This is a genomic window from Ramlibacter sp. (assembly GCF_035554825.1).
Taxonomy (GTDB): domain Bacteria; phylum Pseudomonadota; class Gammaproteobacteria; order Burkholderiales; family Burkholderiaceae_C; genus Ramlibacter.
In genome coordinates this window covers 61,609-83,701 of sequence record NZ_DATMHS010000057.1, presented here as the reverse complement: position 1 = coordinate 83,701, position 22,093 = coordinate 61,609, and the positions used below count along the sequence as shown (strand labels likewise).

Genomic DNA, 22,093 nt, shown 5'->3' with positions numbered 1-22,093 from the left:
TAAGTTCAGCTCTTCCGTGATAGCGAGCATCCTATGTCAACCCGCCTCCAGGACAAAGTCTGCATCATCACCGGCGCCGCGCAGGGCATCGGCCTGGCCACCGCCCTCAAGTTCGCCCGCGAAGGCGCCCGGCTGGCGCTGTGGGACGTGCGGCAGGCGGCCGTCGACGAGGCCGTTCGGCAGTGCCGCCAGCTCGACGCCCAGGCTGAGGGCTGCGTGGTCGACGTCACGCAGCGCGAGATGGTCGATGCCGCGGTGCGCAAGGTGCGCGAGCGCTTCGGCCGGGTCGACGTGCTGGTCAACAACGCCGGCATCACCCAGGACGCCCGGCTGCAGAAGATGACGCTGGAGCAGTTCGACCGCGTGATCGACGTCAATCTGCGCGGCGTGTTCCATGCGGCGCAGGCGGTGGCCGACACCATGGTCGCCCAGGGCCGCGGCGTGATCCTCAACGCCAGCTCGGTGGTGGGCCTGTACGGCAACTTCGGGCAGACCAACTATGCCGCCGCCAAGTTCGGCGTGCTGGGGTTCACCAAGACCTGGAGCCGCGAGCTCGGCCCCAAGGGCGTGCGCGTCAATGCCGTCGCGCCCGGGTTCATCACCACCAACATGATGGACAGCGTGCCGGAGAAGGTGCTGGAGGAGCTGCGCCGCCGGGTGCCGCTGCAGCGGCTGGGCTCGGCGGACGAGATCGCCAACGTCTACTGCTTCCTCGCCAGCGACGAGGCCAGCTACGTCAACGGCGCCGTGATCGAGGTCTCGGGCGGGATGACGGTGTAGCCCTGCCGGCGCCGACTTTTTCGGTTGCTTGACTCCGTCAAGCAACTGCCTGACGATGGCAGGCATGAAGCGCACATCGTCCGTGCCCGCGGCGCAGGTGGAAGCCGTCCGGGCCTTCAACCGGTTCTACACCCGGCAGATCGGCGTCCTCGACCCCTACCTGGGCAGCGAACTCTCGCTCACCGAGGTGCGCGTGCTGTATGAACTGGCCCAGCGCGACCAGCCGGCCGCCAGCGAGCTCGGCCGCGACCTCGGACTCGACGCCGGCTACCTGAGCCGGATCCTGCGCCGCTTCGAGGCGCGCGGCTGGATCAAGCGCGCCGTCTCGCCCGCCGACCGGCGCCAGACGCTGCTGCGCCTGACGGCCGAAGGCAAGCGCGCCTTCGCGCCGCTGCAGCGGCGCTCGCGCGACGAGGCGGCCGGCCTGCTCGCCCCGCTCGCGGCGCCGCAGCGCGACGCGCTCATCGCGGCGATGGACAGGGTTCGCGCGTTGCTGGCGCCGGCGGGCGCGGCGGCTCCCAGCACCATCGTGCTGCGCGATCCCGCCCCGGGCGACCTGGGCTGGGTGGTGCAGCAGCACGGCGACATCTACTGGCGCGAATACCGTTTCAACAGCGACTTCGAGGCGCTGGTCGCCGGCGTCGCCGCCAGCTACCTGCGGCACTTCGACCCGGCCTGGGAGAAAGGCTGGATCGCCGAGATCGACGGCGAGCGCGTCGGCTCGGTGTTCGTGGTGCGCCGCTCCCGGACGGTGGCGCAGCTGCGCCTGCTGATCCTCACCCCAGGCGCGCGCGGCCGCGGCCTGGGCGCGCGCCTGACCGACGAGTGCATCGCCTTCGCGCAGGCCAAGGGCTATCGCAAGATGATGCTGTGGACCCAGAGCATCCTGCTGCCGGCGCGGGCCATCTACCGCTCGCGCGGCTTCGAGATCGTGAAGACCCAGCCCTACCCGGCCTTCGGCCAGCAACTGGTCAGCGAAGTGTGGGAACGCAAGCTCTGACCGGGCGCCCGCGCCGAGCGAACTGGCCGCTGGTGGCCGCGGCCGCGACCGGGGTGCAGGTGGGCGCCGCGATCGTCGCCTCGCGCTTTGCGGTGGCCGAGGTGCCGCCGCTCACGCTGGCCATGCTGCGCTACGGGATCGGCTTCGCCTGCCTGCTGCCGTTCGCCTGGCGCGAGCTGGCGCGCGGCGGCGCCGCGCCCGCCGGGCCCCGCGTCACGCATTCGCGCGCGGGCGACCTGCTCGCCATGGCGGCGCTGGGCATCGGCCAGTTCGGCATCCTGATCGCGCTGCTCAACTTCGGCCTGCAGCATGTCGGGGCCGCCCAGGCGGCGCTGATCTTCAGCGTCTTTCCGCTGCTGACGCTGCTGATCGCCGCCGCGCTCGGCCGGGAGCGCATCACCGCGGGGCTGCTGGGTGGCGTGCTGCTGTCGATCGCCGGGGTGGCCCTGGCCCTCGCGCCCAAGCTCGGCGCCGCCGCCGGCGGGCACTGGTGGGGCGAACTCGCCGTGGCCGGCGCCGCGCTCACCGGCGCCGCCTGCAGCGTGCTGTACCGGCCCTTCCTGCGGCGCTATCCCACGGTGCCGGTCTCGGCCTTTGCCATGCTGGCCTCGGTGCTGTTCCTGGCCGTCGCCGCCGCCACCGAACACTGGCCGCAGCGGATGGCGACCATCTCGGCGCCGGCCTGGGGGGCCATCGTCTTCATCGGCGTCTCCAGCGGGATCGGCTATTTCTGGTGGCTCTATGCGCTCAAGCACGAATCGCCGACCCGCGTGACGGTGTTCCTGGCGCTCAATCCGCTCACCGCCGCCGTGCTCGGCTGGGCAGCGCTGGGCGAACCGCTGGCGCCCACCGCGCTGGCCGCGCTGGCGCTGGTGGCGATCGCGCTGCGGCTCGCGACACGACAGGCTGCATCGCCATCCGCGACGACCAGCGGCGCCGGCGGCCCGCGATAATCGCGCGATGAGTTCCATGTCCGCGGCGCCACCCGAAGCGCCTCCAGGCCAGCGGCCCCGGCCCGCATCGCTGTCCGACCTCTTCTTCTCCTTCTCCTGGCTCGCCCTGCAGGGCTTCGGCGGCGTGCTGGCCGTGGTGCAGCATGAACTCGTCGAGCGCAAGCGCTGGATGACGCGCGAGGAGTTCGTCGAGGACTGGGCGGTGGCGCAGATCCTGCCCGGCCCCAACGTGGTCAACCTGGCGATCATGATCGGCGCCCGCTACTTCGGCTGGCGCGGGGCGGTGGCCGGGGTGGCCGGCATGCTGCTGTTTCCGCTGGTCCTGGTCATCGGCCTGGGGCTGGCCTACACCAACTTCGGCTCCGATCCGCACGTCGCCGGCGCGCTGCGCGGCATGGGCGCGGTGGCGGCCGGCCTGATCACCGCCACCGGCCTCAAGCTCGCGTCGGCGCTGCGCAAGCACCCGCTGGGCCTGCCGCTGGCGGTGGCGATCGCCGTCGCCTGCTTCGTCGCCATCGCCCTGCTGCAACTGCCGCTGCTGTACGTGCTCGTCGGCCTGGGCAGCCTGGCCTGCGCGCTGACCTATCGCAAGCTCGGCGAGCGCGGCGCATGACGGTCTCGCTGGCGTTCGGCGACTGGCTCAGCCTGTTCGCCCACTACCTCACCCTGTCCCTGCTCACCGTCGGCGGCGCCGTCAGCGCCGCGCCCGACATGCACCGATTCCTGGTCGACGAGCGCGGCTGGCTGACCGACCCGCAGTTCAGCGCATCGATCGCCATCGCGCAGTCCGCGCCCGGGCCCAACGTGCTGTTCGTCGCCCTCATGGGATGGAACGTCGGCCAGAACGCCGGCGGCACCGGGGCCGCCCTGCTCGGCGCGGCCTTGTGCCTGGGCGGCATCATGCTGCCCAGCACGGTGCTCACCTACTTCGCCACCCGCTGGGGCCACGAGAACCGGGAGCGGCGCACCGTGCGCGCGTTCAAGCAGGGCATGACGCCGATCGTGATCGCGCTGCTGATCGCCACCGGCTTCATCCTCGCCACCGGCAGCAGCTTCGCGCTGCGCCACTGGCCGCTGTGGCTGCTGACGATCGTCGCCACGCTGGTCGTGTGGCGCACCAGGATCCACCTGCTGTGGCTGCTGGGCGCCGGCGCGCTGCTGGGGTGGTTCGGGCTGGTGTGAGGCTCAATCCAGGATCAGTTGGGTCTGCGTCACCACCGCGCAGAGCTTGCCTTCCCGGGTGCGGATCGACGTCTGCCAGACCTGGGTCGTGCGGCCGCGATGCAGCGCCACGGCCTCGCCGATCACCGTCGTATCGACTTTCGCGCCGCCGATGAACTTGGTGCTGGAGTCGGTGGTCGTGGTGCGCTTGCCGCGCTCCAGGTTCACCACCGTGCCGATCGCCCCCAGCGTGTCCGCGAACGCCATGGAGGCGCCGCCGTGCAGGATGCCGCCGGCCGTGCAGAGGTCGGGCCGCACCACCAGTTCGCCGACGACGCGCTCGGGCGTCATCTCGACCAGCCGCACCCCGATCAGCCCCGGGAACAGGCTGGCCATGTGCTGCTGCATGGTTTCCATCGAAAGCATGTCGTCTCCTTGCTCGGTTCAAAAGCGCCGCAGCGCGTCACTATAGGCGGGGCTCGCCGAAATCGTGTTGTGCCCGACGCCGGCGATGACCTGCAAGGTCGCCACGCCGGGCGCAAAGCGCCCATGCAGCCGCTCGGTGCTCGCACGCGGCACCACCTCGTCGCGTTCGGCCGCCAGGATCAGCGTCGGCACCGTCAGCGACGGCGCCAGGCGCGCGGCGTCGTAGCGGTCCAGCAGCAGCCAGCGCACCGGCAGCCAGGGAAACAGCGGGGCGGCCAGCGACGCGATGCTGTCGAACGGCGTCACCAGCAGCAGGCGCGCCACCGGCCGCTGGGTCGCCAGGCGCACCGCGATGCCGGCGCCGAGGCTGCGGCCGACGACCACCAGCCGCGGATGGCTCGCCTGCACCCGGTCGAAGAGCGCGACCGCATCGGCCTGCAGCGCGGACTCGGACGGCGAGCCCGTGCTGCCGCCGTAGCCGCGGTAGTGCATGGCGTAGATCGCTCGCTCGGGCCAAGCCCGGGCCAGCTCCGGCAGGCTGAGCGACACGTCCTCCGCGTTGCCGCCGAAATAGAGCACCGCGCTGCCGCCGGGCCTGGGCTGCACCGACACCATCACCTGGGCGCCGTCGACCGGCAACCTGATGCGCTCGGCGGGCCGGCCCAGCATCGGATGCGGGGCATAGATCATCGAGCGCTGCAGCAGCAGCACGGCGCCGCACGCGGCCAGGTACAACACCGCCAGCAGCACCAGCAGCGTGAGGACGATGCGCATCACGCTTCCTCCCGCCCGCCGCCACCGGACGCCGGCGGGGACGCGCGTCCGCGGCGCGGCGATGGCCACTGCGGCGGCCAGGCCCACCATGCCGCCGCCACCGCCAGCCCGAAGGCGGAGTAGACGGCGATGAACACCCACTCGGGGGCGTCGTAGTACAGCAGCCGCTGCAGCCAGTGCGCGACGAAGCTGCCGCCGTAGGTGGCCGCCCGCGCCTTCGCGCGCAGCCACATCTCGAGCGTCGTGAGCGGACAGGCGGCGCCCAGCCACGCTTGCGCGACCACGAAGCCGACGGCGATCAGGTGCGCGAGCCTGAACCCGGGCCGGTTGACCCGGCGCCAGCCGCGCAGGTTGCCCATGACCACCAGCACCAGCCCGCCGACGACGAACGCGACGATCGCCACATGCAGCGCGAGCGCCGCGTCGGCGAGCAACAGGAAAGGCGGGGGCATGGCATTCGGCGGCTGGCCACCCGCCGACGCGGGCGGCGCAGCCATTGTCTCGCCGATCGCCCGGCCGGGCTGGGCCGGGGCGGACGTGGCGCGCCCCCCGGCGCCCTCCCGCGCCGGGGGGCTTCAACCACAGCAATCAGAAGCGCGTCGCGACGCCGAGCACGACCGCACGGCGGGCCGTGAGCTGCACGCCGTTCACGTGCTGGTGCAGCGGCTGCTGCACGAAGGCGTAGGCACGCACCAAGGCCGACAGCTGGTAGCTCGCGCCGGGGCTGACGAAGAACGCGCGGCTGCCGCTGTCCGCCGGCTCGGCCTCGGCGCCGCGGTCGCGCCCCTTGAACACGGCGTTGACCTGCACGATGCCGGACAGCCGGTCGGCCAGCGCCTTGGCGTAGCCGACATCCGCGGAGAACTGCGCGCCCGGCCGGTAACCGGCGCGGCTGCCCAGCGGCCGCTGGTACTGCGCCTGGGCGAACCACGAGGCGTCTTGCCGCGGCAGCTGCTGGTGCACGAAGGCGCCGACGATGGCGTCCGTGGTGCCGGTGCCCGGCTGCAGGCTGCGCTCGGCGACATCGCCGGCGCCGTTGGCGATGTTGGTGCGGCCCGTGGGCAGCTTCAGGCCGAAGATCGCGCCGACCGTGCGGGCGCCGCCGTCGGTCGCGGCGGGCAGCGTCGCCTGGTAACGGCCAGTCACGCGCAGGTCGCCCGGCTCGGTGAAATGCCACGCCTGGGGCTGTTGCGCCCCGCGATGGTTGTGGATGTGCAGGTGGTCGCGGTCCACCAGGGGCTCGGTCACCGAGAAGCCCCAGCCCGAGGCGAAGGTGCGGCTGTAACTGGCGATCAGGTTCTGGTTGGTGGTGCGCACCTCGTCATGGTGGCGCGCGATCTCGCCGACCTGGACCCGCCGGCCGCCCGATCGCGGCTGGTCCTGGCGGATCCGCTCGTAGCGCAGGTCGAACAGGCCGCCTTCGGCCACGCCCGTCGCTTCGGCGGCCAGATCGGTGTTGAGCGAGCAGTACGCCGAACCGCAGCTGGCACGGGCCGGCGGGCTGACGAGGGCCGCGAGCGCGCAGGCAAGGGCCGGGACAAGGCGGGAGGCATGCAGGGACATGGGTCAGGATTGGAAACCGATCGGGACGTCACAACTGTACGCGGCGGATCTCGAAGGTGAATTCGCGATGCAGCTTTGCGCTTGATCTGGCTCAACGGCAGCGCCCGACGCCCGGCGCCGGCCGGGTCAGGCGGCGCTTCAGGCGCCTTTGGGACCGCGCTTCTTCGCGGCCGGAGCCAGCCGGACCACCGGGCGATCGGGCTTGCGCCGGGCTACTTCCTCGAAGCCGGCCGCGTCGTACATCGTCTTCACGCCGAACCACAGCGAATCGGCCTGCGGCCCGGCCGCCCGGTCGACCGGATAGGCCTCGACCAGCCTGGCGCCCTGCTCACCCGCGTAAGCGACGGCGCCTTCGAGCAGCGCCAGGGCGACGCCCTGGCCGCGGTACTCGGACGGCACCACGAAGCAGATGATCGACCAGACCGGCTGGTCGTCGACCGGCTTCATCACCGGCGAGCGTGCCAGCCTGCCGTAGGCCTCGCGCGGACCGAGCGACACCCAGCCCACGGGCGTGCCGTCGCGGTACCCGAGCAGCCCCGGCGGCGGCCCGGCTTCGACGAGCGCAAGCAGCTGCGACTTGTTGAACTCGGCGACCGTCATGCCCTGCGGCAGCTGGCCCCGCCCACCGCTGCGGCGGTAGTACATGCACCAGCATTGGCGCGCGATCGAGCAGCCCTTGGCGCCGAAGATCGCCTCGAGGTCGGCCCAGCGCTCGCGGGTGAGTGGGTGGATCGTCAGCTTCATGGCAGCTCCGGGGTTGGCGCGCCGGCTCCTCTGCCCGCTGCAGGCCGGGTCTGCGCGTGCGTGTTTATCGCACAAGCGGCGAGCTCGAGCGCGGCCGGGGTGGGCAGCCGGGGTGACGGCCAGGTTGGGGACGCTTCGCGCGGGCCCGGCGGCGGCCCGTGGCGGGCGCGCGTGAATCTGTGTCAGATCAAGGCGGCGCCGGCCACCGTCTTCCAGAATCGGTGTGCCGCGACCTCGGGCAACCCGCCGGAGCGCGGCGCGCGGGCTCGCGCATGCCCCATCCAGGCTGACTGCGGCCCCGCATCACCGCCGGCTCGCGCCGTCCGCACCGATGGAAAAGATGCTGCCCATCAAGGAGATCGCCGACTCGCTCGGCATCGCCGAAGAACACCTCCACCATTACGGCAAGTACACGGCCAAGCTGAGCCTGGACCTGCTGAAGGATTCCGGGCCGCGCCGCGGCAAGCTGATCCTGGTGACGGCGGTCACGCCAACCGCCCATGGCGAGGGCAAGACCGTCGTGTCCATCGGCCTGGCGCAGGCCATCGCGCGCAGCGGGCGCAAGGCGATCGCCACCCTGCGCGAGCCGTCGCTGGGGCCGGTGTTCGGCGTCAAGGGCGGCGCGACGGGCGGCGGCCAATCGCGGGTGCTGCCCAGCGAGCAGATCAACCTGCATTTCAACGGCGACATCCACGCGGTCACCTCGGCCCACAACCTGCTGGCCGCCGCCATCGACTCGCACATCCATCACGGCAACAGGCTGCGGATCGACGTCGACAACATCTGGTGGCCCCGCACCATCGACATGAACGACCGGGCCCTGCGCCATGTCGTCGTCGGTCTGGGCGGCAAGGCCAACGGCGTGCCGCGCGAGAGCCGCTTCGTGATCACGGCGGCCTCCGAGCTGATGGCGATCCTGGCATTGGCGGACTCCCGGCAGGACCTGCGGCGCCGGCTCGACGACATCGTGATCGGGCTCGACCTCGACGGCAGGATCGTGCGCGCCGGGGCGATCGGCGCCACCGGCGGAATGCTGGTGCTGCTGAACGAGGCGATCATGCCCAACCTCGTGCAGACCACCGAGCACACCCCGGCGCTGGTCCATGCCGGCCCGTTCGCGAACATCGCCCACGGCACCAGCAGCGTCATCTCGCAGCAGATCGCGCTGCGCCTGGCCGATTACGTCGTCAACGAGGCCGGGTTCGGCGCCGACCTCGGCGCCGAGAAGTATTTCGACCTGGTGATGCCTTCCTGCGGCATCCGGCCTGCGTGCACCGTGCTGATCGCCACCGCCCGCGCGCTGGCCCACCAGGGCGCGCCGGCAACCGGTCCCGCGGCGAGCGCGGCGCAGGACGTCCGGCGCGGCCTGCCGCACCTGGCCAGGCACATCGAGAACCTGCGCAAGTTCAAGGTGCCGGTCGTGGTGGCGATCAACCGCTTTCCCTCGGACACCGAGCAGGAACTCAGGATCATCCGCGACTTCTGCGCCGAGCGCGGGGTCGCGTGCGCCGCGATCGACGTGTTCGGCCAGGGCGGCGCCGGCGCGCTCGAGCTCGCCGCCAAGGCGATGGCCGCCGCCGACGCCACGGACCCCGACCAGGCGCGGCCGCTCTACGGGCGCGAGCTGACGCTGGAACAGAAGATCGAGACGGTGGCGCGCGAGATCTACGGTGCGCAAGGCATCTACTTCGAAGCCGCCGCGCGCAAGAAGCTCGCCCTCTTCGCCGCCGCCGGCTTCGGCTACCTGCCGGTGTGCATGGCCAAGACGCAGTCGTCGCTGTCCGACAACCCGGCGCTGCGCAACGTGCCGACCGGCTGGACGCTGACGGTCTCGGATGCTTTCCTGTCGGCGGGCGCGGGCTTCGTCGTGGTCGTGGCCGGCACGATGCTGCTCATGCCTGGGCTGCCGCGCGTCTCGCAGGCCGCGAAGATGGACGTCGACGACGACGGCAACATCATCGGCCTGGGCTGAGGCCGCCACCGGCGTCGAAGGACTCCAGCACCTTGACGGCGTTGCTGCCGAGCTCCGCGGCCGCATAGCCGCCTTCGAGGATGAAGATGGTCGGCAGGCCCAGCCGGCGCAGCCGCGCCCCGAGGCGGCTGAAGTCGTCCGGGTGCAGCGCGAACTTCGAGATCGGGTCGCCGGCAAAGGTATCCAGCCCCAGCGAAACGACGAGCGCGTCGGCGTGGTGGCGCTCGATGCGCAGGCATGCGGCTTCGAGCGCACGGAACCACTGCGCCGCGCTCGCGCCGGCCGGCAGCGGCAGGTTGAGGTTGAAGCCCTGCCCTGCCCCTTCGCCGGTCTCGTCGGCATGCCCCAGGTAGAACGGGTACTCGGTGCGCGGGTCGCCGTGGATGCTGGCGAACAGCACGTCGGCGCGGTCGTAGAAGATGCTCTGCGTGCCGTTGCCGTGGTGGTAGTCGACGTCCAGGATGGCGACCCGGTCGCCGCCGTGGCCGCGCATCGCCTGCGCCGCCACGGCGGCGTTGTTCAGGAAGCAGTAGCCGCCCATGAAGTCGGCGCCGGCATGATGCCCTGGCGGCCGCGTCGCGCAGAAGACGGCCCGCTCGCCGTCGGCCAGGAGTCTGGCGGCGCTGGCGGCGGCGTTGGCGCCGGCCTTGGCGGCCGCCCAGGACCCGGCCGCCATCGGCGTGCCGCTGTCCATCGAATAGAGGCCCAGCTTCGCGATGAAGTTGTCGGGCTCGGTGTCGCTGCGCAGCGTGCGCACCGGCCACACCGAGGGGAACGGCTGGACATCGGCATTGCCGGCATCGAGCGCGAGCCACTGGGCCCAGGCGCCCTCGAGAAAGGCGAGGTAGCGCGCGGTGTGCACCTGCGCCAGCACGGCACGGCTGTCGACGTTGGGGGCGCGCAGCTCGTGCCCGCTCGCTTCGAGGGCGGCGCGGACAAAGCCGGCACGTGCCGGCTGCTCGAAGCACGGCACGCGCTCGCCGCGATAGAACTCGTAGCGCGGCGCGTGCAGCTCGTGTTGCGAAGAAAAGAAAGCGATCATCGGCAGTACCCTTGCGGCGGCGCCGGCCACGGCCGGCCGACCAACATCTCAGTGCGGGTTCTCGAAGAACACGTAGGTGCTGTAGTCGCTCACCTCGAAGTAGACCTTCTTCTCGCCCGGATCGGCGACGAAGTTGAGGTTCTCGTCGAGGATGCCGTAGCCGAAACGGTACGCGCGCGGCAGCTTGTCGTCGGTGCCCATCGCGGTGCTCACCTTGTCCACCTTCAGCCAGCGCCGCACCACCTTGTCGCCGGCATAGACTTCCAGCACGCCGTTGGTGCCGGTCCAGTTCTGGATGTCCCGGCCCAGCTTGTTCTGCTGCTCCTGGGTGCACGAGGCGAGCGCCAGGCCCGCGAATGCCGCCAGCACGGCGGCGCCGATCGCCATCGAACGCATGTTCAATCCTCCAGCAATTGGGGCAGCAGTTGCGCCGCCGTGCCACGCAACACGGCGTGCGCCGCGTCGTCCAGTCCGGTCTCGTCGGGATTGACGATCACCACCTTGCCGCCCGCCAGCCGGGCCAGCCCGGCCGCCGGGTGGACGACGCCCGAGGTGCCCACCACCAGCATCAGGTCGCAGCGCCGTGCCGCCCGTTCGGCCGCCGCCAGCGTGTCGGCCGGCAGCATCTCGCCGAACCACACCACGTCGGGGCGGCGCAGGTTGCCGCACCGCGCGCAAGAAGGCGGATGACCGGCGGCCACGGCGTCCGCGTCGCAGCACGCGCGCGGCGGGTCGAGCCACTTGTCCTGGGCGATGTTGCCGTGCAGGGCCAACACGCCTTGGCTGCCCGCGCGCTGATGCAGGCCGTCCACGTTCTGGGTGATCAGCGTCAGCCGGCCCGGGTGGCGGCGCGCGAATTCGGCCAGCGCGCGATGCCCGGCATTGGGCGCCACCTGCGCGATCATGGCCCGGCGGTGCGCATACCAGTCCCACACCATCTGCGGATTCGCGCGAAAGGCGTCCTCGGTCGCGAGCTGCTGCGGGTCGAACTTCGCCCAGAGCCCGGTCTGCGCGTCCCTGAACGTCGGCACGCCCGACTCGGCGCTCATGCCCGCGCCGGTCAGCACCGCGAGGTGCCGCGCCGCGCGCACCCAGTCGCGGACCGGCTGCCCGCTCATGAGCGCTGCCGCAGCGCCTCGTACAGGCACACGCCGCTGGCCACCGAGACGTTGAGGCTCTCGACGGCGCCGCGCATCGGGATGCTCACCAGCTCGTCGCAGGTCTTGCGCGTGAGCTGGCGCATCCCGGCGCCCTCGGCACCGAGCACCAGCGCGACCGGCCCCTTGAAGTCGGCCTGGTACACCGTGCGCGGCGCATCGTCGCTGGTGCCGACGCACCAGATGTTGCGCTCCTTCAGTTCGCCCAGCGTGCGCGCCAGGTTCGTGACCATGAAGTACGGCACGGTCTCGGCCGCACCGCTGGCGACCTTGGCCACGGTGGCGTTGATGCCGACGGCGTGGTCCTTGGGCGCGATCACCGCGTGGGCGCCGGCGCCGTCGGCCACCCGCAGGCAGGCGCCAAGGTTGTGCGGATCGGTCACGCCGTCCAGCACCAGCAGCAAGGGCGGCCCCTGCACGCCGTCCAGCAGGTCGTCGAGCGAACGGGCCTGCTCGATCGCCGTCACCCGCGCCGCCACGCCCTGGTGGCCGTGGCTGCCGGCGAGCTTGGCCAGGCGCAGCCCGTCGGCCTCGATCAGGCGGACGTTGGCCTCCTTGGCCCGCTCCAGGAACTGGCGCATGCGCGCGTCGCGCCGGGTCGGCTCGTAGTAGATCTCGACGATGGACTGGGGCGCGGTTTTCAGGCGCACGCCGACGGCGTGGAAACCGAACAGGACCTTGGGAGCGGACATATGCGGGCGATTATCAAGCCAGGGTGGCGGCGGCGTCGGCGATGCGGCCGGCCTCGATGGTGATGCGCCGCTCGCAGCGGGTGGCGATCGCCGAGTCGTGCGTCACCAGCAGCAGCGTGGTGCCGTGTTCCCGATTGAGGTCGAACATCAGCTTCATCACCGTCTCGCCGGTGGCGAAGTCGAGGCTGCCGGTCGGTTCGTCGGCCAGCAGCACGGCCGGCTCCACGACGAAGGCCCGCGCCAGCGCCACCCGCTGCTGCTCGCCGCCGGACAGCACCCGCGGGTAGTGGCCCAGGCGCTCGCCCAGGCCCACCCGCCGCAGCATCTCCGCGGCGAGTTTGCGCGCGTCGCGCCGGCCGCCCAGCTCCAGCGGCAGCATCACGTTCTCCAGCGCCGTGAGGTTGCCCAGCAGCTGGAAACTCTGGAACACGAAGCCCACCTTGCGGGCCCGCAGCGCCGCGCGGGCGTCCTCGTCGATGGCGAAAATGTCGTCGCCGTCCAGCCGCACCGTGCCGCGGCTGGGCGTGTCCAGCCCCGCGATGACCGACAGCAGCGTGCTCTTGCCCGAGCCGGAGGCGCCCACGATCGCGGCGGTCTCCTTGCGGCTCAGGGTGAAATCGATATCGCGCAGAATGTCGAGGGTGCCTGTCGAGTCGGTGACCGACTTGTAGACGTGCTCGACGGAGATGATTGGATCGAAAGACATGGTGTTGAAAGCTTGGGGCCGCCGCCACTTTATCGCGGCATTGCTCGGCGGCTGGCTGGCGCTGCCGGCCGGCGCCGCGCCGGCGCCCGTCATCCTGGTGCTGGGCGATTCGCTCAGTGCCGAGTATGGCCTGAAGCGGGGCACGGGCTGGGTGCCCCTGCTGGAACGGCGGCTGGCGGCCGAGAAGCTGGCGGCCAGGGTGGTCAACGCCAGCATCAGCGGCGACACCAGCTCGGGCGGCCGCTCGCGGCTCGCGCCGCTGCTCGCGCAGCACAAGCCGCAGCTGGTGGTGATCGAACTGGGCGGCAACGACGCCTTGCGCGGGTTGCCGCTGGACCTGACCCGGGCCAACCTGGAGCAGATGGCGTCGGCCGCGCGGCAGGCCGGCGCCAAGGTGCTGCTGGTGGGCATGCAGATGCCGCCCAACTACGGCGCCGACTACGCCGAGCGCTTCGCCGAGCTGTACCGGCAGGTCGCGAAGTCGCAGCAGGCGGCGCTGGTGCCGTTTCTGCTGCAAGGCATCGCCGACGATCCGGACCCGGTGCGCTGGTTCCAGCCGGACCGGATCCACCCCAACGAGCAGGCGCAGTCGCGCATGCTGGACAACGTGTGGCCGGAGCTGAAGAAGCTGCTGGCGGGGGGCCGGCGTTGAGCGTGCACACCGTAACGGCGGCCGAGGCGATCGAGCGGCTGGCGCAGTTCGACGCCGTCATCGACGCCCGCAGCGAAGACGAATACGCGGAGGACCACCTGCCCGGGGCCGTGAACTGGCCCTCGCTCAACAACCAGGAACGGCACGAGATCGGCACCATGTACAAGCAGGTGAGCCCGTTCGAGGCCAACAAGCGCGGCGCGGCACGGGTGGCGGCCAACATCGCGCGCCACATCGAGCGCGACGTGCTGGACAAGCCGCGCCACTGGCAGCCGCTGGTGTACTGCTGGCGCGGCGGCAAGCGCAGCGGCTCGCTGGCCCATATCCTGGGCCAGATCGGCTTTCGGGTCAGCGTGATCGAGGGCGGCTACAAGGCGTTCCGCACGGCGGTGCTGGCGGCACTGCCGGCACTGGCGGCGCGGCTGGAGTACCGCGTCGTGTGCGGTCCCACCGGCGCCGGCAAGACCCGGCTGCTGCACGCGCTGGAGGCCGCCGGCGCGCAGGTGCTGGACCTGGAAGGGCTGGCCAGTCATCGCAGCTCGGTGCTGGGCCTCATCCCGGGCCAGCCGCAGCCGACGCAGAAGGCGTTCGACACGCTGGTGTGGGACCGGCTGCGGCGCTTCGATCCGGCGCGGCCGGTGTTCGTGGAAAGCGAGAGCAAGAAGGTCGGCAACGTGGCCGTGCCGCAGGCGCTGATCGAGCGGATGCGGGCCAGCGGCTGCCTGCGGCTGGAGCTGGCGCAGGACGAGCGGGTGAAGCTGCTGCTGGAGGACTACGACTTCTTCGTGCAGGACCCCGCCCTGTTCTGCCAGCGGCTGGGCGCGCTGAGCGAGCTCCGCGGCCAGGCGGTGGTACAGGGCTGGCAGGATGAGGTGGCCGCCGGCCGGATCGAGAACGTGGTGCGCGAGCTGCTGGTGCAGCACTACGACCCCGGCTACGCGGCGTCGATCCGGCGCAATTTCAGCGGCTATGCGCAGGCCCGCGTGATCGAGCCGGCCGACCGCTCGCCGGCGGCGATGGCGGCGCTGGCCGAGCGGATCGTGCGCGAGCGCTGAGGGTCACTCCTGCCCAGGGACGGCCGGCGGCTGCGGAGCGAGGCCCGACTCGTCGGTCCCGGCGTTGCTGTCGCCCGGGCCGCTGGTCTTGCGCTCGGCCTTGGCCTTGAGCTTTTCCTCTTTCTTGCGCTTCTTGGCCAGTTCCTTCTGCCGCTTCTCGTAACCGTAATTGGGTGTTGCCACAGGTGTTCCGCTCCTAGGGGTTGATGGACCCAATGTACGCGATAACGCGGCCGGTCAGGGCTCAGGGTCAATCCCAGGGCGGCGCCTGGGCGTCCAGACTGGCGAGCGCCTGCTCCAGGTCAAGCCGCAGGTCTTCGACCGCTTCCAGGCCGACCGAGAAGCGCACCAGCGGGCCGCGCGCCAGCCCGCCGGCCGACGCGGCCGAGCGCATCGTGGCAAGGTCGTACGGCACCACCAGGCTCACCGGCCCGCCCCACGAATAGCCGAGCTTGAAGAGCTTCAGGGCATCGCAGAAGGCATCGACCTGCGCCGGCGCATAGCGATCCTGGAACATGATCGAGAACAGGCCGGCCGCCGCGCCGTCGACGCCGCACAGGTCGCGCCAGTGCTGGTGGCCGGGCGAGCCCTCCAGCGCCGGGTGCAGCACGCGGGCCACCTCGGGCCGCCGCGCCAGCCAGGCCGCCAGGGCGCGCGCGGCGCGGTCCTGGGCGTGGTAGCGCAGGGCCAGGCTCGGCAGGCCGCGCAGGATCGCCTCGGCATCGTTGGCGCCGACCCCGAAGCCCATCCGCATGTGGGTCAGCTTGAGCTTGAGGTTCAGTTCGTCGTCGCGGGTGACGACCGCGCCCATCAGGACGTCGCCGCCGCCGCTGGGGTACTTGGTGAGCGCATGGGCGACGATGTCGGCGCCGCGGCCCGAGCCGGGCGCGCCCAGGTCGAAGCCGTTGAACGCGAGGCCGCAGGCCCAGGTGCTGTCCAGGGCCGTGGTGACGCCGCGCTGGCGGCAGAGGTCGGCCAGCTGCTGCAGCGGCGGGAACTCCATCGTGACCGAGCCGGGCGCTTCCAGCCAGACCAGCCTGGTCTTCGGGCCGAGCTTGGCCTGCAGGTCCGCCGGGTCCATGGCGTCGTAGTAGCGATGGGTGATGCCCCACTGCGCCAGCTCGCCTTCGGCCAGTGCCTTGTTGGGGCCGTAGGCGTTGTCGGGGATCAGGACCTCGTCGCCGGTCTTGAGCAGCGCCATCGCCACGTTGGCGATCGCGGCCAGGCCGCTGGGCACCAGGATGCAGTGCTTGCCGCCTTCGAGCGCCGCGATCCGTTCTTCCAGCAGGAAGGTGGTCGGCGTGCCGTGCAGGCCGTAGGTGTAGCCGTTCTTGTGCTTCCAGTCGCGCGCGCGCATCGCGGCGACGTTCGTGAAGATGACCGTGGAGGCCTTGAACACCCCGGGCTGCGGCGCCGCGAAGCCGGCCGGCGGGACGTAAGGATGGTGGATGAGGTCGGTGATGGGATCGCTCATGCACGCAATGGTAACGGGCTGCTCACCCTGCCCGCGCAGCGGCACGTGGACCGCACGCAACAACGTGCAGGGCGGTCCCACTTGTGGAGAGGAACCGGCTTCGCCGGTCCGCTCCACACTGACCAGGCCACTGGAAAAAGTCGTGCGCGACTTTTTTCAGTGAACCATCAGACTTTCCATTTCTCCAGCAGCTTCTCCGGTCCCATGCTGTCGTAGGTCTCGAAGGGCTGGTGGATCCAGGGATTCGTCGGCAGGAACTCCACCGAATAGTCGGCCTGGAACTTGGACAGGCCCTTGGTCCAGATCACCGCGCTGCGCAGCTCGGTGATCGGCTGGTAGTTGTTCTTCAACATCTCCACCACCGCGTGCAGCGTGTGGCCGGAGTCGGCCAGGTCGTCCACCAGCAGCACCCGGCCGGCGATCTCGCCCTTCGGGGTGGTGATGTAGCGGGCGATGTCCAGGTGGCCCTGGATGGTGCCGGCGTCGGCCCGGTACGAACTGGTCGACATGATCGCCAGCGGCTTGTCGAAGATGCGCGAGAGGATGTCGCCCGGGCGCATGCCGCCGCGCGCGAGGCACAGGATGGTGTCGAACTGCCAGCCCGACTGATGCACCTTGATCGCGAGTTTCTCGATCAGGCTGTGATACTCGTCGTAGCTCACATACAGGTGCTTGCCGTCTTCCGTCAACATTCGGAGGTCTCCACTTCGGGTTGTGCATGGCCGCGCCGGCGGCGACGCCGGCGCGCGAGGCGCGTCACGCCAGGTACGGGTGGCGCATCAGGATCGTCTGTTCGCGGTCCGCGCCGGTCGAAATCAGGTGGATCGGCACGCCGGTCACCTGCTCGATGCGCTGCAGGTACAGCCGGGCGTTGACCGGCAGCTTCTCGTACTTGGTCACGCCGACCGTGCTCTCGCTCCAGCCCGGCATGGTCTCGTACACCGGCTTGCAGCGCGAGATCTCGTCGGCGCCCATCGGCAGGATGTCGGTGTGCTGGCCGTCGAGCTCGTAGCCGGTGCACAGCTGCAGTTCGTGCAGGCCGTCCAGCACGTCGAGCTTGGTGATGCACAGGCCCGACAGGCCGTTCACCTGCGCGCTGCGCTTGAGCAGCGCGGCATCGAACCAGCCGCAGCGGCGGCTGCGCCCGGTGGTGACGCCCTTTTCCGCGCCCACGGTCGACATGTGGTAGCCGGGCGTGCCGGGCTTTTCCCATTCCAGCTCGGTCGGGAACGGGCCGCCGCCGACGCGCGTGCAGTACGCCTTGGTGATGCCCAGGATGTAGTGCAGCATGCCGGGGCCGACGCCGGCGCCCGCGGCGGCGTTGCCGGCCACGCAGTTGCTGGAGGTGACGTAGGGATAGGTGCCGTGGTCGACGTCGAGCAGCGTGCCCTGCGCGCCTTCGAACAGCAGGTTGTCGCCGTGCAGGTGGGCCTCGTTCAGCTCGCGCGAGACGTCGGCCATCATCGGCTTGAGGATCTCGGCCTGGCGCATGCACTCGTCGAACACCGGCTGGAATTCCACGGCCTGCGCGTTCAGGAACCTGGTCAGCATGAAGTTGTGCAGGTCCAGCAGCGTCCTGAGTTTCTCCGCGAAGCGGTCCGGGTGCTTGAGGTCCTGCACGCGCAGCGCGCGGCGCGCGATCTTGTCCTCGTACGCCGGGCCGATGCCGCGGCCGGTGGTGCCGATCTTCTCGCTGCCGCCCTGCTCGCGCGCCGACTCGCGCGCGACGTCCAGCGCCGCATGGAACGGCAGGATCAGCGGGCACGCTTCGCTGATGCGCAGCCGCCCGCGCACCTCGACGCCGGCCTTCTCCAGCCCTTCGATTTCCTCGAGCAGCTTGGTCACCGACAGCACCACGCCGTTGCCGATGTAGCACTTCACGCCGGGGCGCATGATGCCGCTGGGAATCAGGTGCAGCGCCGTCTTGACCCCGTTGATCACCAGCGTGTGCCCGGCGTTGTGGCCGCCCTGGAAGCGGACCACGCCCTGCGCCATTTCGGTCAGCCAGTCGACCAGCTTGCCCTTGCCTTCGTCGCCCCATTGGGTGCCGACCACGACCACATTGCGGCCCTTTGTCTTCGTCATCGCATGCTTTCGAGAAAAATTCGGAACGTCAGATGGCCTTCACCACCCACTGGTCGCCGGCGCGGGCCAGTTCGCGGTCGCACAGGAATTCGTCGGCTTCGCTTTCGTGGCCGGGCATCACGCAGACCACGGTCTCGCCGCGGCCCCGCAGCGCGGCGATCGCCGAGCGCAGCGCCGACGTGTCGCCGCCGTTGCCGGCCCATGGCGCGCGGATCGCGCCGCGCCGTGCGCGCCTGGGCGCCAGCGGCACCAGCGCCTTGAGGTCGAGGCTGAAGCCGACGGCCGGACGGTTGCGGCCGAACACGGCCCCCACTTCGTCGTAGCGCCCGCCGCGCACCAGCGAGTCGCTGGCGCCGGTCGCGTAGATCGCAAACCGGGCGCCGGTGTAGTAGGCATAGCCGCGCAGGTCGGCCAGGTCGAAGCTCACCTTGGCGCCCTGGAGGTGCCCGGCGAGCCAGCGCAGGTTGACCAGTGCTTCGCGCAGCGGCGGCAGGTCGGGCAGGCAACGCTGCGCTTCGGCCAGCACCTGCTCGTCGCCGTACAGCGTCACCAGCGCCAGCAGCGCCTCGCGCACCGTGGCCGGGAAGTCCCTGGCCAGCTGCGCCAGCTCGCTGGCGTCCTTCACCGACAGCGCCGCGTGCACGCGCGCGAGCGCATCCTCGTCCAGCGCGATGCCCGCCAGCAGCGCGCGCACGATCCGGGTGTCCGCCATGTCGACGGTGAGGTCCTGCACCCGCGCGGCCTTCAGGCAGTCGAGCGCGAGCAGCAGGGCCTCGAGGTCGGCTTCCACGCCGGCGTGGCCGTAGATCTCGGCGCCGAACTGCAGCGGCTCGCGCGTGGCGTGCGGGCGATCGGGGCGCGTGTGCAGCACCGGCCCGCAGTAGCACAGGCGCGCGACGCCCTGGCGATTGAGCAGGTGGGCGTCGATGCGGGCGACCTGCGGGGTGGTGTCGGCACGCAGCCCCATGGTGCGGCCGGACAGCTGGTCGACAACCTTGAAGGTCTGCAGCCGCAGCGCCTCGCCGGTGCCGGTGAGCAGCGAGTCGAGGTGCTCCAGCAGCGGCGGCATGACCAGCTCGTAGCCGTAGCCGCACGCGGTGTCCAGCAGTTCTCGGCGCAGTTCTTCGATGTGCCGGGCCTCGGAGGGCAAGACATCGGCGATGTGATCCGGCAGGACCCAGGCGGACATGTGAAGGGGGGCTGTTAAAAACGGTATTTTACCGGGCAGGCACCGGGGGCTCCGCGCTGCGGCCCAGCAGCGGGCTCCCGGCCGAGCCGCAGCGGTCCGCGCCGCCCCGATCGGTGGGCCCACGCCCGGACGATGCGGAAAACCAGGCGGATGCGGCGCGGCGGCCTCACCCGCCCATGAACCACAGCAGCGCCAGGCCGCCGAGGATGCTGCACAGGCCGAAGAAGCGCAGCTGGCCGTCCTGCAGCTGCAGCAGCCGCAGGAAGGTGCGCCGCCAGCCGCCCGGCGAGATGAACGGAAACAGCCCCTCCATCACCAGGACGAGGCCGAGGGCGGCCCAGAAGGTGTCGCTGTCCAAGGCTACTTCTTGGCGCCTGCCGCGGGCGAGCCGCCGCCCGCGCTGCCGCGGAACGCCTTGAAGAACTCGGTGCCGGCCGGATCGAGCACCATCACGTCGGCCTTCTTGTTGAAGGTCGCCTTGTAGGCCTCGAGGCTGCGATAGAACTGGGCGAACTGGGCGTCGCGGCCGAACGCCTCGCCGTAGATGGCGGCGGCCTGGGCATCGCCCTCGCCCTTGATCTTCTGCGCGTCGCGGTAGGCGTTGGCGATGGTCACCTCGCGCTGCCGGTCGGCATCCGCGCGGATCTTCTCGCCTTCGGCCGCGCCGGTGGAGCGCAGCTCGTTGGCCACCCGCTTGCGCTCGGCTTCCATGCGGCGGTACACCGATTCGGTGATCGCTTCCACGTAGTCCACGCGCGTGATGCGCACGTCGATCACGTCGATGCCCCAGGGCTTGCTGCCCTTGACCACTTCGAGCACTTCGCGCTTGACGTCGGCCATCACCTGCTCGCGCTTGGCGGCCAGCAGCTCGCGCACCGTGCGGCGGTTGACCTCCTCTTGGAAGGCGTTGCGCACGACGCGGCTCAGCTGGTTGGCGCCGGCGGCCTCGTCGAGGCCGACGTTGCGGATGTACTGCGTCGGCTCGGTGATGCGCCAGCGCACGTACCAGTCGATCACCACGCGCTGCTTCTCCAGCGTCAGCATCGGCTCGGCATCGGGGCTTTCCAGCGTGAGCAGGCGCTTGTCGATGTACGACACGTTCTGGAACGGCGGCGGCAGCTTGAAGTTCAGGCCCGGCTCGGTGATCACGTCCTTGATCTGGCCAAGCGCGAACACCACGCCGAACTGGCGCTGGTCGACGACGAAGAGCATGGAGCTGAGCAGCGCGAGGGCCACCAGCGCCGAGGTCACCATGAATCCGATTCTGTTCATCTTGTTCTTCCTGCGCTCAGCGCGTCTCGCGTTCGCGGCTGCGGCCGCCGTCGCGGGTGCGCGCATCGGTCATGCCGGCGGCGGGCGCCGACTGCTGCGGCGCCGGGGGCGCGGCTGCCGGCTCGGCCGGCGGCGGCACCTGCGCGGCGCCGCCCTGCGACACCTGCTGCAGGATCTTGTCGAGCGGCAGGTACAGCAGGTTGCCGCCCTGGCGCGAGTCGACCAGGACCTTGGTGACGCTGCTGTAGATCTGCTGCATCGTGTCGAGGTACATCCGGTCGCGGGTGACCTGCGGGGCGCGCTGGTACTCGGTCAGGATCGACTTGAAGCGCTGCGCATCGCCCTGCGCCTGCGCCACGATCCGCGACTTGTAGCCGTCGGCCTCCTGCGTCAGCCGCGAGGCGGAGCCCACGGCGCGCGGGATGACGTCGTTGGCATAGGCCTGCGCCTCGTTCTTGGCGCGCTCGCGTTCCTGGCCGGCCTTGAGCACGTCGTCGAAGGCGGCCTGCACCTGCTCGGGCGGGCGCACCCCGCTTTGCTGCAGGTTGATCCCGACCACTTCGATGCCGATGCCGTAGCGGTCGAGGATGTTCTGCATCAGGTCGCGCACGCGCGGCGCGATCTGATCGCGCTCCTCGGCCAGGGCCGAATCCATGCGCATCTTGCCGACCACCTCGCGCACCGCCGTTTCGGCGGCCTGCACCACCGCCTCGGACGGGTTCTTGCTGACGAACAGGAAGGCCCGCGCGTCCTTCAGGCGGTACTGCACGGCGAACTTGATCTCGACGATGTTCTCGTCTTCGGTGAGCATCGCCGAGTCGCGCAGGCCGGTCGCCTTGATCACCTGGTCGCGCCCGATGTCGACCGAGCGGATCTGGGTCACGAACACCAGTTCGTGGCGCTGGATCGGGTACGGCAGGCGCCAGTTGAAGCCGGCGCCCACGGTGGCCTTGTAGCGGCCGAACTGCGTGATCACCGCCTGCTGGCCTTCCTGCACGATGAAGAAGCCCGTGCCCAGCCAGATCAGCACGACGATGGCGGCCACCAGGCCGGCGCCGATGCCGGCGCTCTTCATGTCGGGTTGGAAATTGCCGCCGCCGAAGCCGCCGCCGTTGTCGCCGCCGCGGCGGCGGCCGCCGAACAGGTTGCCCAGGCGGCGATTGAAGTCGCGCCACAGTTCATCGAGGTCCGGCGGGCCCTGGTTCGGCCCGCGGCCGCCCTCCGGCTTGTCGGGGCGGTTGTTCTCGGCATTCTTGTGGTCCTCGCCGCGCCCCCACCGCGGGTCGTTCAGGTTGAACATGCCCCGGATGCGGCCATTCAGCCCGGCCCAGGACAGGCGGCTCAGTTGGAGGTTCATGCGCGTGGATCTCTTCTTTGTAACAGTCGCATTGTGCCC

At 70.8% G+C, this 22,093-nt stretch carries 26 protein-coding genes; 8 read left to right on the top strand and 18 right to left on the bottom strand.

Annotated features, from left to right (window positions below):
- The first annotated feature begins 33 nt into the window (after positions 1-33).
- The 5 genes from fabG (at position 34) to VNT59_RS06710 (ending at position 3,915) form a co-directional block, all read left to right on the top strand.
- Complete coding sequence (fabG, locus tag VNT59_RS06730; RefSeq protein ID WP_325497550.1) at positions 34-780, top strand: 3-oxoacyl-ACP reductase FabG; 747 nt, start codon at positions 34-36, stop codon at positions 778-780.
- A 64-nt stretch (positions 781-844) separates the two neighbouring features.
- A complete protein-coding gene (locus tag VNT59_RS06725) occupies positions 845-1,780 on the top strand; it encodes a bifunctional helix-turn-helix transcriptional regulator/GNAT family N-acetyltransferase (protein ID WP_325497549.1) in 936 nt (311 codons plus the stop codon).
- Between the two features lie 32 nt (positions 1,781-1,812).
- On the top strand, positions 1,813-2,733 hold the full coding sequence (locus VNT59_RS06720; protein ID WP_325497548.1) for a DMT family transporter: 921 nt from the start codon (positions 1,813-1,815) through the stop codon (positions 2,731-2,733).
- Positions 2,734-2,749: 16 nt separating this feature from the next.
- Positions 2,750-3,346 (top strand): chromate transporter, encoded by a 597-nt coding sequence (locus tag VNT59_RS06715; protein WP_325497559.1) that lies wholly within the window; start codon positions 2,750-2,752, stop codon positions 3,344-3,346.
- Positions 3,343-3,915, top strand: a complete 573-nt coding sequence (locus tag VNT59_RS06710; RefSeq protein ID WP_325497547.1) for a chromate transporter — start codon at positions 3,343-3,345, stop codon at positions 3,913-3,915. The genes VNT59_RS06715 and VNT59_RS06710 overlap by 4 nt, the downstream gene beginning before the upstream one ends.
- A 3-nt stretch (positions 3,916-3,918) precedes the next feature.
- Here VNT59_RS06710 and VNT59_RS06705 read toward each other — a convergent pair whose 3' ends face one another.
- From VNT59_RS06705 to VNT59_RS06685, 5 genes are all read right to left on the bottom strand, one after another.
- Positions 3,919-4,320 carry a PaaI family thioesterase gene (locus tag VNT59_RS06705; RefSeq protein ID WP_325497546.1) on the bottom strand — a complete coding sequence of 134 codons (402 nt, stop codon included), beginning with the start codon at positions 4,318-4,320 and terminating at the stop codon, positions 3,919-3,921.
- Positions 4,321-4,338: 18 nt separating this feature from the next.
- Positions 4,339-5,094: an alpha/beta hydrolase gene (locus tag VNT59_RS06700; protein ID WP_325497545.1), complete on the bottom strand. Its 756-nt coding sequence runs from the start codon at positions 5,092-5,094 to the stop codon at positions 4,339-4,341.
- A complete protein-coding gene (locus tag VNT59_RS06695; RefSeq protein WP_325497544.1) occupies positions 5,094-5,546 on the bottom strand; it encodes a DUF2784 domain-containing protein in 453 nt (150 codons plus the stop codon). The genes VNT59_RS06700 and VNT59_RS06695 overlap by 1 nt, the downstream gene beginning before the upstream one ends.
- A 136-nt stretch (positions 5,547-5,682) precedes the next feature.
- The gene (locus VNT59_RS06690; RefSeq protein ID WP_325497543.1) at positions 5,683-6,657 is read right to left on the bottom strand and encodes a transporter; all 975 of its coding nucleotides are present in this window, start codon (positions 6,655-6,657) and stop codon (positions 5,683-5,685) included.
- Positions 6,658-6,795: 138 nt separating this feature from the next.
- Positions 6,796-7,401 carry a GNAT family N-acetyltransferase gene (locus VNT59_RS06685; RefSeq protein ID WP_325497542.1) on the bottom strand — a complete coding sequence of 202 codons (606 nt, stop codon included), beginning with the start codon at positions 7,399-7,401 and terminating at the stop codon, positions 6,796-6,798.
- A 340-nt stretch (positions 7,402-7,741) separates the two neighbouring features.
- On the opposite strand from VNT59_RS06685, the gene VNT59_RS06680 reads away from it, so the two are divergent.
- A complete protein-coding gene (locus tag VNT59_RS06680; RefSeq protein ID WP_325497541.1) occupies positions 7,742-9,373 on the top strand; it encodes a formate--tetrahydrofolate ligase in 1,632 nt (543 codons plus the stop codon).
- Here VNT59_RS06680 and VNT59_RS06675 read toward each other — a convergent pair.
- Genes VNT59_RS06675 through VNT59_RS06655 form a run of 5 tightly spaced genes read right to left on the bottom strand, consistent with a single transcriptional unit; the run spans position 9,357 to position 12,970 of the window.
- Positions 9,357-10,415 carry a histone deacetylase family protein gene (locus VNT59_RS06675; protein WP_325497540.1) on the bottom strand — a complete coding sequence of 353 codons (1,059 nt, stop codon included), beginning with the start codon at positions 10,413-10,415 and terminating at the stop codon, positions 9,357-9,359. The two genes, VNT59_RS06680 and VNT59_RS06675, sit on opposite strands and share 17 nt — an antisense overlap.
- Positions 10,416-10,463: 48 nt before the next feature.
- Positions 10,464-10,811 (bottom strand): hypothetical protein, encoded by a 348-nt coding sequence (locus VNT59_RS06670; RefSeq protein WP_325497539.1) that lies wholly within the window; start codon positions 10,809-10,811, stop codon positions 10,464-10,466.
- 2 nt (positions 10,812-10,813) lie between these two features.
- Complete coding sequence (locus VNT59_RS06665) at positions 10,814-11,533, bottom strand: NAD-dependent deacylase (RefSeq protein ID WP_325497538.1); 720 nt, start codon at positions 11,531-11,533, stop codon at positions 10,814-10,816.
- Complete coding sequence (gene rlmB, locus VNT59_RS06660; RefSeq protein WP_325497537.1) at positions 11,530-12,264, bottom strand: 23S rRNA (guanosine(2251)-2'-O)-methyltransferase RlmB; 735 nt, start codon at positions 12,262-12,264, stop codon at positions 11,530-11,532. Before rlmB ends, VNT59_RS06665 begins: the two co-directional genes overlap by 4 nt.
- A 13-nt stretch (positions 12,265-12,277) precedes the next feature.
- Positions 12,278-12,970 carry an ABC transporter ATP-binding protein gene (locus VNT59_RS06655; RefSeq protein ID WP_325497536.1) on the bottom strand — a complete coding sequence of 231 codons (693 nt, stop codon included), beginning with the start codon at positions 12,968-12,970 and terminating at the stop codon, positions 12,278-12,280.
- Here VNT59_RS06655 and VNT59_RS06650 point away from each other — a divergent pair.
- Positions 12,969-13,622 (top strand): arylesterase, encoded by a 654-nt coding sequence (locus VNT59_RS06650; RefSeq protein ID WP_325497535.1) that lies wholly within the window; start codon positions 12,969-12,971, stop codon positions 13,620-13,622. The two genes, VNT59_RS06655 and VNT59_RS06650, sit on opposite strands and share 2 nt — an antisense overlap.
- Positions 13,619-14,677 carry a tRNA 2-selenouridine(34) synthase MnmH gene (mnmH, locus tag VNT59_RS06645; protein WP_325497534.1) on the top strand — a complete coding sequence of 353 codons (1,059 nt, stop codon included), beginning with the start codon at positions 13,619-13,621 and terminating at the stop codon, positions 14,675-14,677. The genes VNT59_RS06650 and mnmH overlap by 4 nt, the downstream gene beginning before the upstream one ends.
- A 3-nt stretch (positions 14,678-14,680) precedes the next feature.
- On the opposite strand, the gene VNT59_RS06640 is transcribed toward mnmH, so the two are convergent.
- From VNT59_RS06640 to hflK, 8 genes are all read right to left on the bottom strand, one after another.
- A complete protein-coding gene (locus tag VNT59_RS06640; RefSeq protein ID WP_325497533.1) occupies positions 14,681-14,860 on the bottom strand; it encodes a hypothetical protein in 180 nt (59 codons plus the stop codon).
- A gap of 67 nt (positions 14,861-14,927) precedes the next feature.
- Positions 14,928-16,151, bottom strand: coding sequence for a PLP-dependent transferase (locus VNT59_RS06635; RefSeq protein WP_325497532.1), 1,224 nt, complete (start codon positions 16,149-16,151; stop codon positions 14,928-14,930).
- A 167-nt stretch (positions 16,152-16,318) separates the two neighbouring features.
- On the bottom strand, positions 16,319-16,843 hold the full coding sequence (locus VNT59_RS06630) for a phosphoribosyltransferase (protein ID WP_325497531.1): 525 nt from the start codon (positions 16,841-16,843) through the stop codon (positions 16,319-16,321).
- A 64-nt stretch (positions 16,844-16,907) separates the two neighbouring features.
- On the bottom strand, positions 16,908-18,236 hold the full coding sequence (locus VNT59_RS06625) for an adenylosuccinate synthase (protein WP_325497530.1): 1,329 nt from the start codon (positions 18,234-18,236) through the stop codon (positions 16,908-16,910).
- Positions 18,237-18,264: 28 nt separating this feature from the next.
- The gene (locus VNT59_RS06620; RefSeq protein WP_325497529.1) at positions 18,265-19,425 is read right to left on the bottom strand and encodes an ATP phosphoribosyltransferase regulatory subunit; all 1,161 of its coding nucleotides are present in this window, start codon (positions 19,423-19,425) and stop codon (positions 18,265-18,267) included.
- Between the two features lie 166 nt (positions 19,426-19,591).
- On the bottom strand, positions 19,592-19,783 hold the full coding sequence (locus VNT59_RS06615) for a DUF2065 domain-containing protein (RefSeq protein ID WP_325497528.1): 192 nt from the start codon (positions 19,781-19,783) through the stop codon (positions 19,592-19,594).
- A 2-nt stretch (positions 19,784-19,785) separates the two neighbouring features.
- Positions 19,786-20,697: a protease modulator HflC gene (locus VNT59_RS06610; protein ID WP_325497527.1), complete on the bottom strand. Its 912-nt coding sequence runs from the start codon at positions 20,695-20,697 to the stop codon at positions 19,786-19,788.
- Positions 20,698-20,713: 16 nt separating this feature from the next.
- Positions 20,714-22,054, bottom strand: a complete 1,341-nt coding sequence (hflK, locus tag VNT59_RS06605; RefSeq protein ID WP_325497526.1) for an FtsH protease activity modulator HflK — start codon at positions 22,052-22,054, stop codon at positions 20,714-20,716.
- Between the last annotated feature and the right edge of the window lie 39 nt (positions 22,055-22,093).

Bases quoted from the DNA above. Each gene is read 5' to 3' on its own strand.
- VNT59_RS06630 (WP_325497531.1), bottom strand. From the start codon at position 16,843: ATGTTGACGGAAGACGGCAAGCACCTGTATGTGAGCTACGACGAGTAT.
- VNT59_RS06685 (WP_325497542.1), bottom strand. From the start codon at position 7,401: ATGAAGCTGACGATCCACCCACTCACCCGCGAGCGCTGGGCCGACCTC.
- hflK (WP_325497526.1), bottom strand. From the start codon at position 22,054: ATGAACCTCCAACTGAGCCGCCTGTCCTGGGCCGGGCTGAATGGCCGC.
- VNT59_RS06710 (WP_325497547.1), top strand. From the start codon at position 3,343: ATGACGGTCTCGCTGGCGTTCGGCGACTGGCTCAGCCTGTTCGCCCAC.
- VNT59_RS06610 (WP_325497527.1), bottom strand. From the start codon at position 20,697: ATGAACAGAATCGGATTCATGGTGACCTCGGCGCTGGTGGCCCTCGCG.
- VNT59_RS06620 (WP_325497529.1), bottom strand. From the start codon at position 19,425: ATGTCCGCCTGGGTCCTGCCGGATCACATCGCCGATGTCTTGCCCTCC.
- fabG (WP_325497550.1), top strand. From the start codon at position 34: ATGTCAACCCGCCTCCAGGACAAAGTCTGCATCATCACCGGCGCCGCG.
- VNT59_RS06670 (WP_325497539.1), bottom strand. From the start codon at position 10,811: ATGCGTTCGATGGCGATCGGCGCCGCCGTGCTGGCGGCATTCGCGGGC.
- VNT59_RS06650 (WP_325497535.1), top strand. From the start codon at position 12,969: ATGGTGTTGAAAGCTTGGGGCCGCCGCCACTTTATCGCGGCATTGCTC.
- VNT59_RS06705 (WP_325497546.1), bottom strand. From the start codon at position 4,320: ATGCTTTCGATGGAAACCATGCAGCAGCACATGGCCAGCCTGTTCCCG.
- VNT59_RS06675 (WP_325497540.1), bottom strand. From the start codon at position 10,415: ATGATCGCTTTCTTTTCTTCGCAACACGAGCTGCACGCGCCGCGCTAC.
- VNT59_RS06680 (WP_325497541.1), top strand. From the start codon at position 7,742: ATGCTGCCCATCAAGGAGATCGCCGACTCGCTCGGCATCGCCGAAGAA.
- rlmB (WP_325497537.1), bottom strand. From the start codon at position 12,264: ATGTCCGCTCCCAAGGTCCTGTTCGGTTTCCACGCCGTCGGCGTGCGC.
- VNT59_RS06690 (WP_325497543.1), bottom strand. From the start codon at position 6,657: ATGTCCCTGCATGCCTCCCGCCTTGTCCCGGCCCTTGCCTGCGCGCTC.
- VNT59_RS06725 (WP_325497549.1), top strand. From the start codon at position 845: ATGAAGCGCACATCGTCCGTGCCCGCGGCGCAGGTGGAAGCCGTCCGG.
- VNT59_RS06665 (WP_325497538.1), bottom strand. From the start codon at position 11,533: ATGAGCGGGCAGCCGGTCCGCGACTGGGTGCGCGCGGCGCGGCACCTC.
- VNT59_RS06715 (WP_325497559.1), top strand. From the start codon at position 2,750: ATGTCCGCGGCGCCACCCGAAGCGCCTCCAGGCCAGCGGCCCCGGCCC.
- VNT59_RS06655 (WP_325497536.1), bottom strand. From the start codon at position 12,970: ATGTCTTTCGATCCAATCATCTCCGTCGAGCACGTCTACAAGTCGGTC.
- VNT59_RS06625 (WP_325497530.1), bottom strand. From the start codon at position 18,236: ATGACGAAGACAAAGGGCCGCAATGTGGTCGTGGTCGGCACCCAATGG.
- VNT59_RS06695 (WP_325497544.1), bottom strand. From the start codon at position 5,546: ATGCCCCCGCCTTTCCTGTTGCTCGCCGACGCGGCGCTCGCGCTGCAT.
- VNT59_RS06635 (WP_325497532.1), bottom strand. From the start codon at position 16,151: ATGAGCGATCCCATCACCGACCTCATCCACCATCCTTACGTCCCGCCG.
- VNT59_RS06700 (WP_325497545.1), bottom strand. From the start codon at position 5,094: ATGCGCATCGTCCTCACGCTGCTGGTGCTGCTGGCGGTGTTGTACCTG.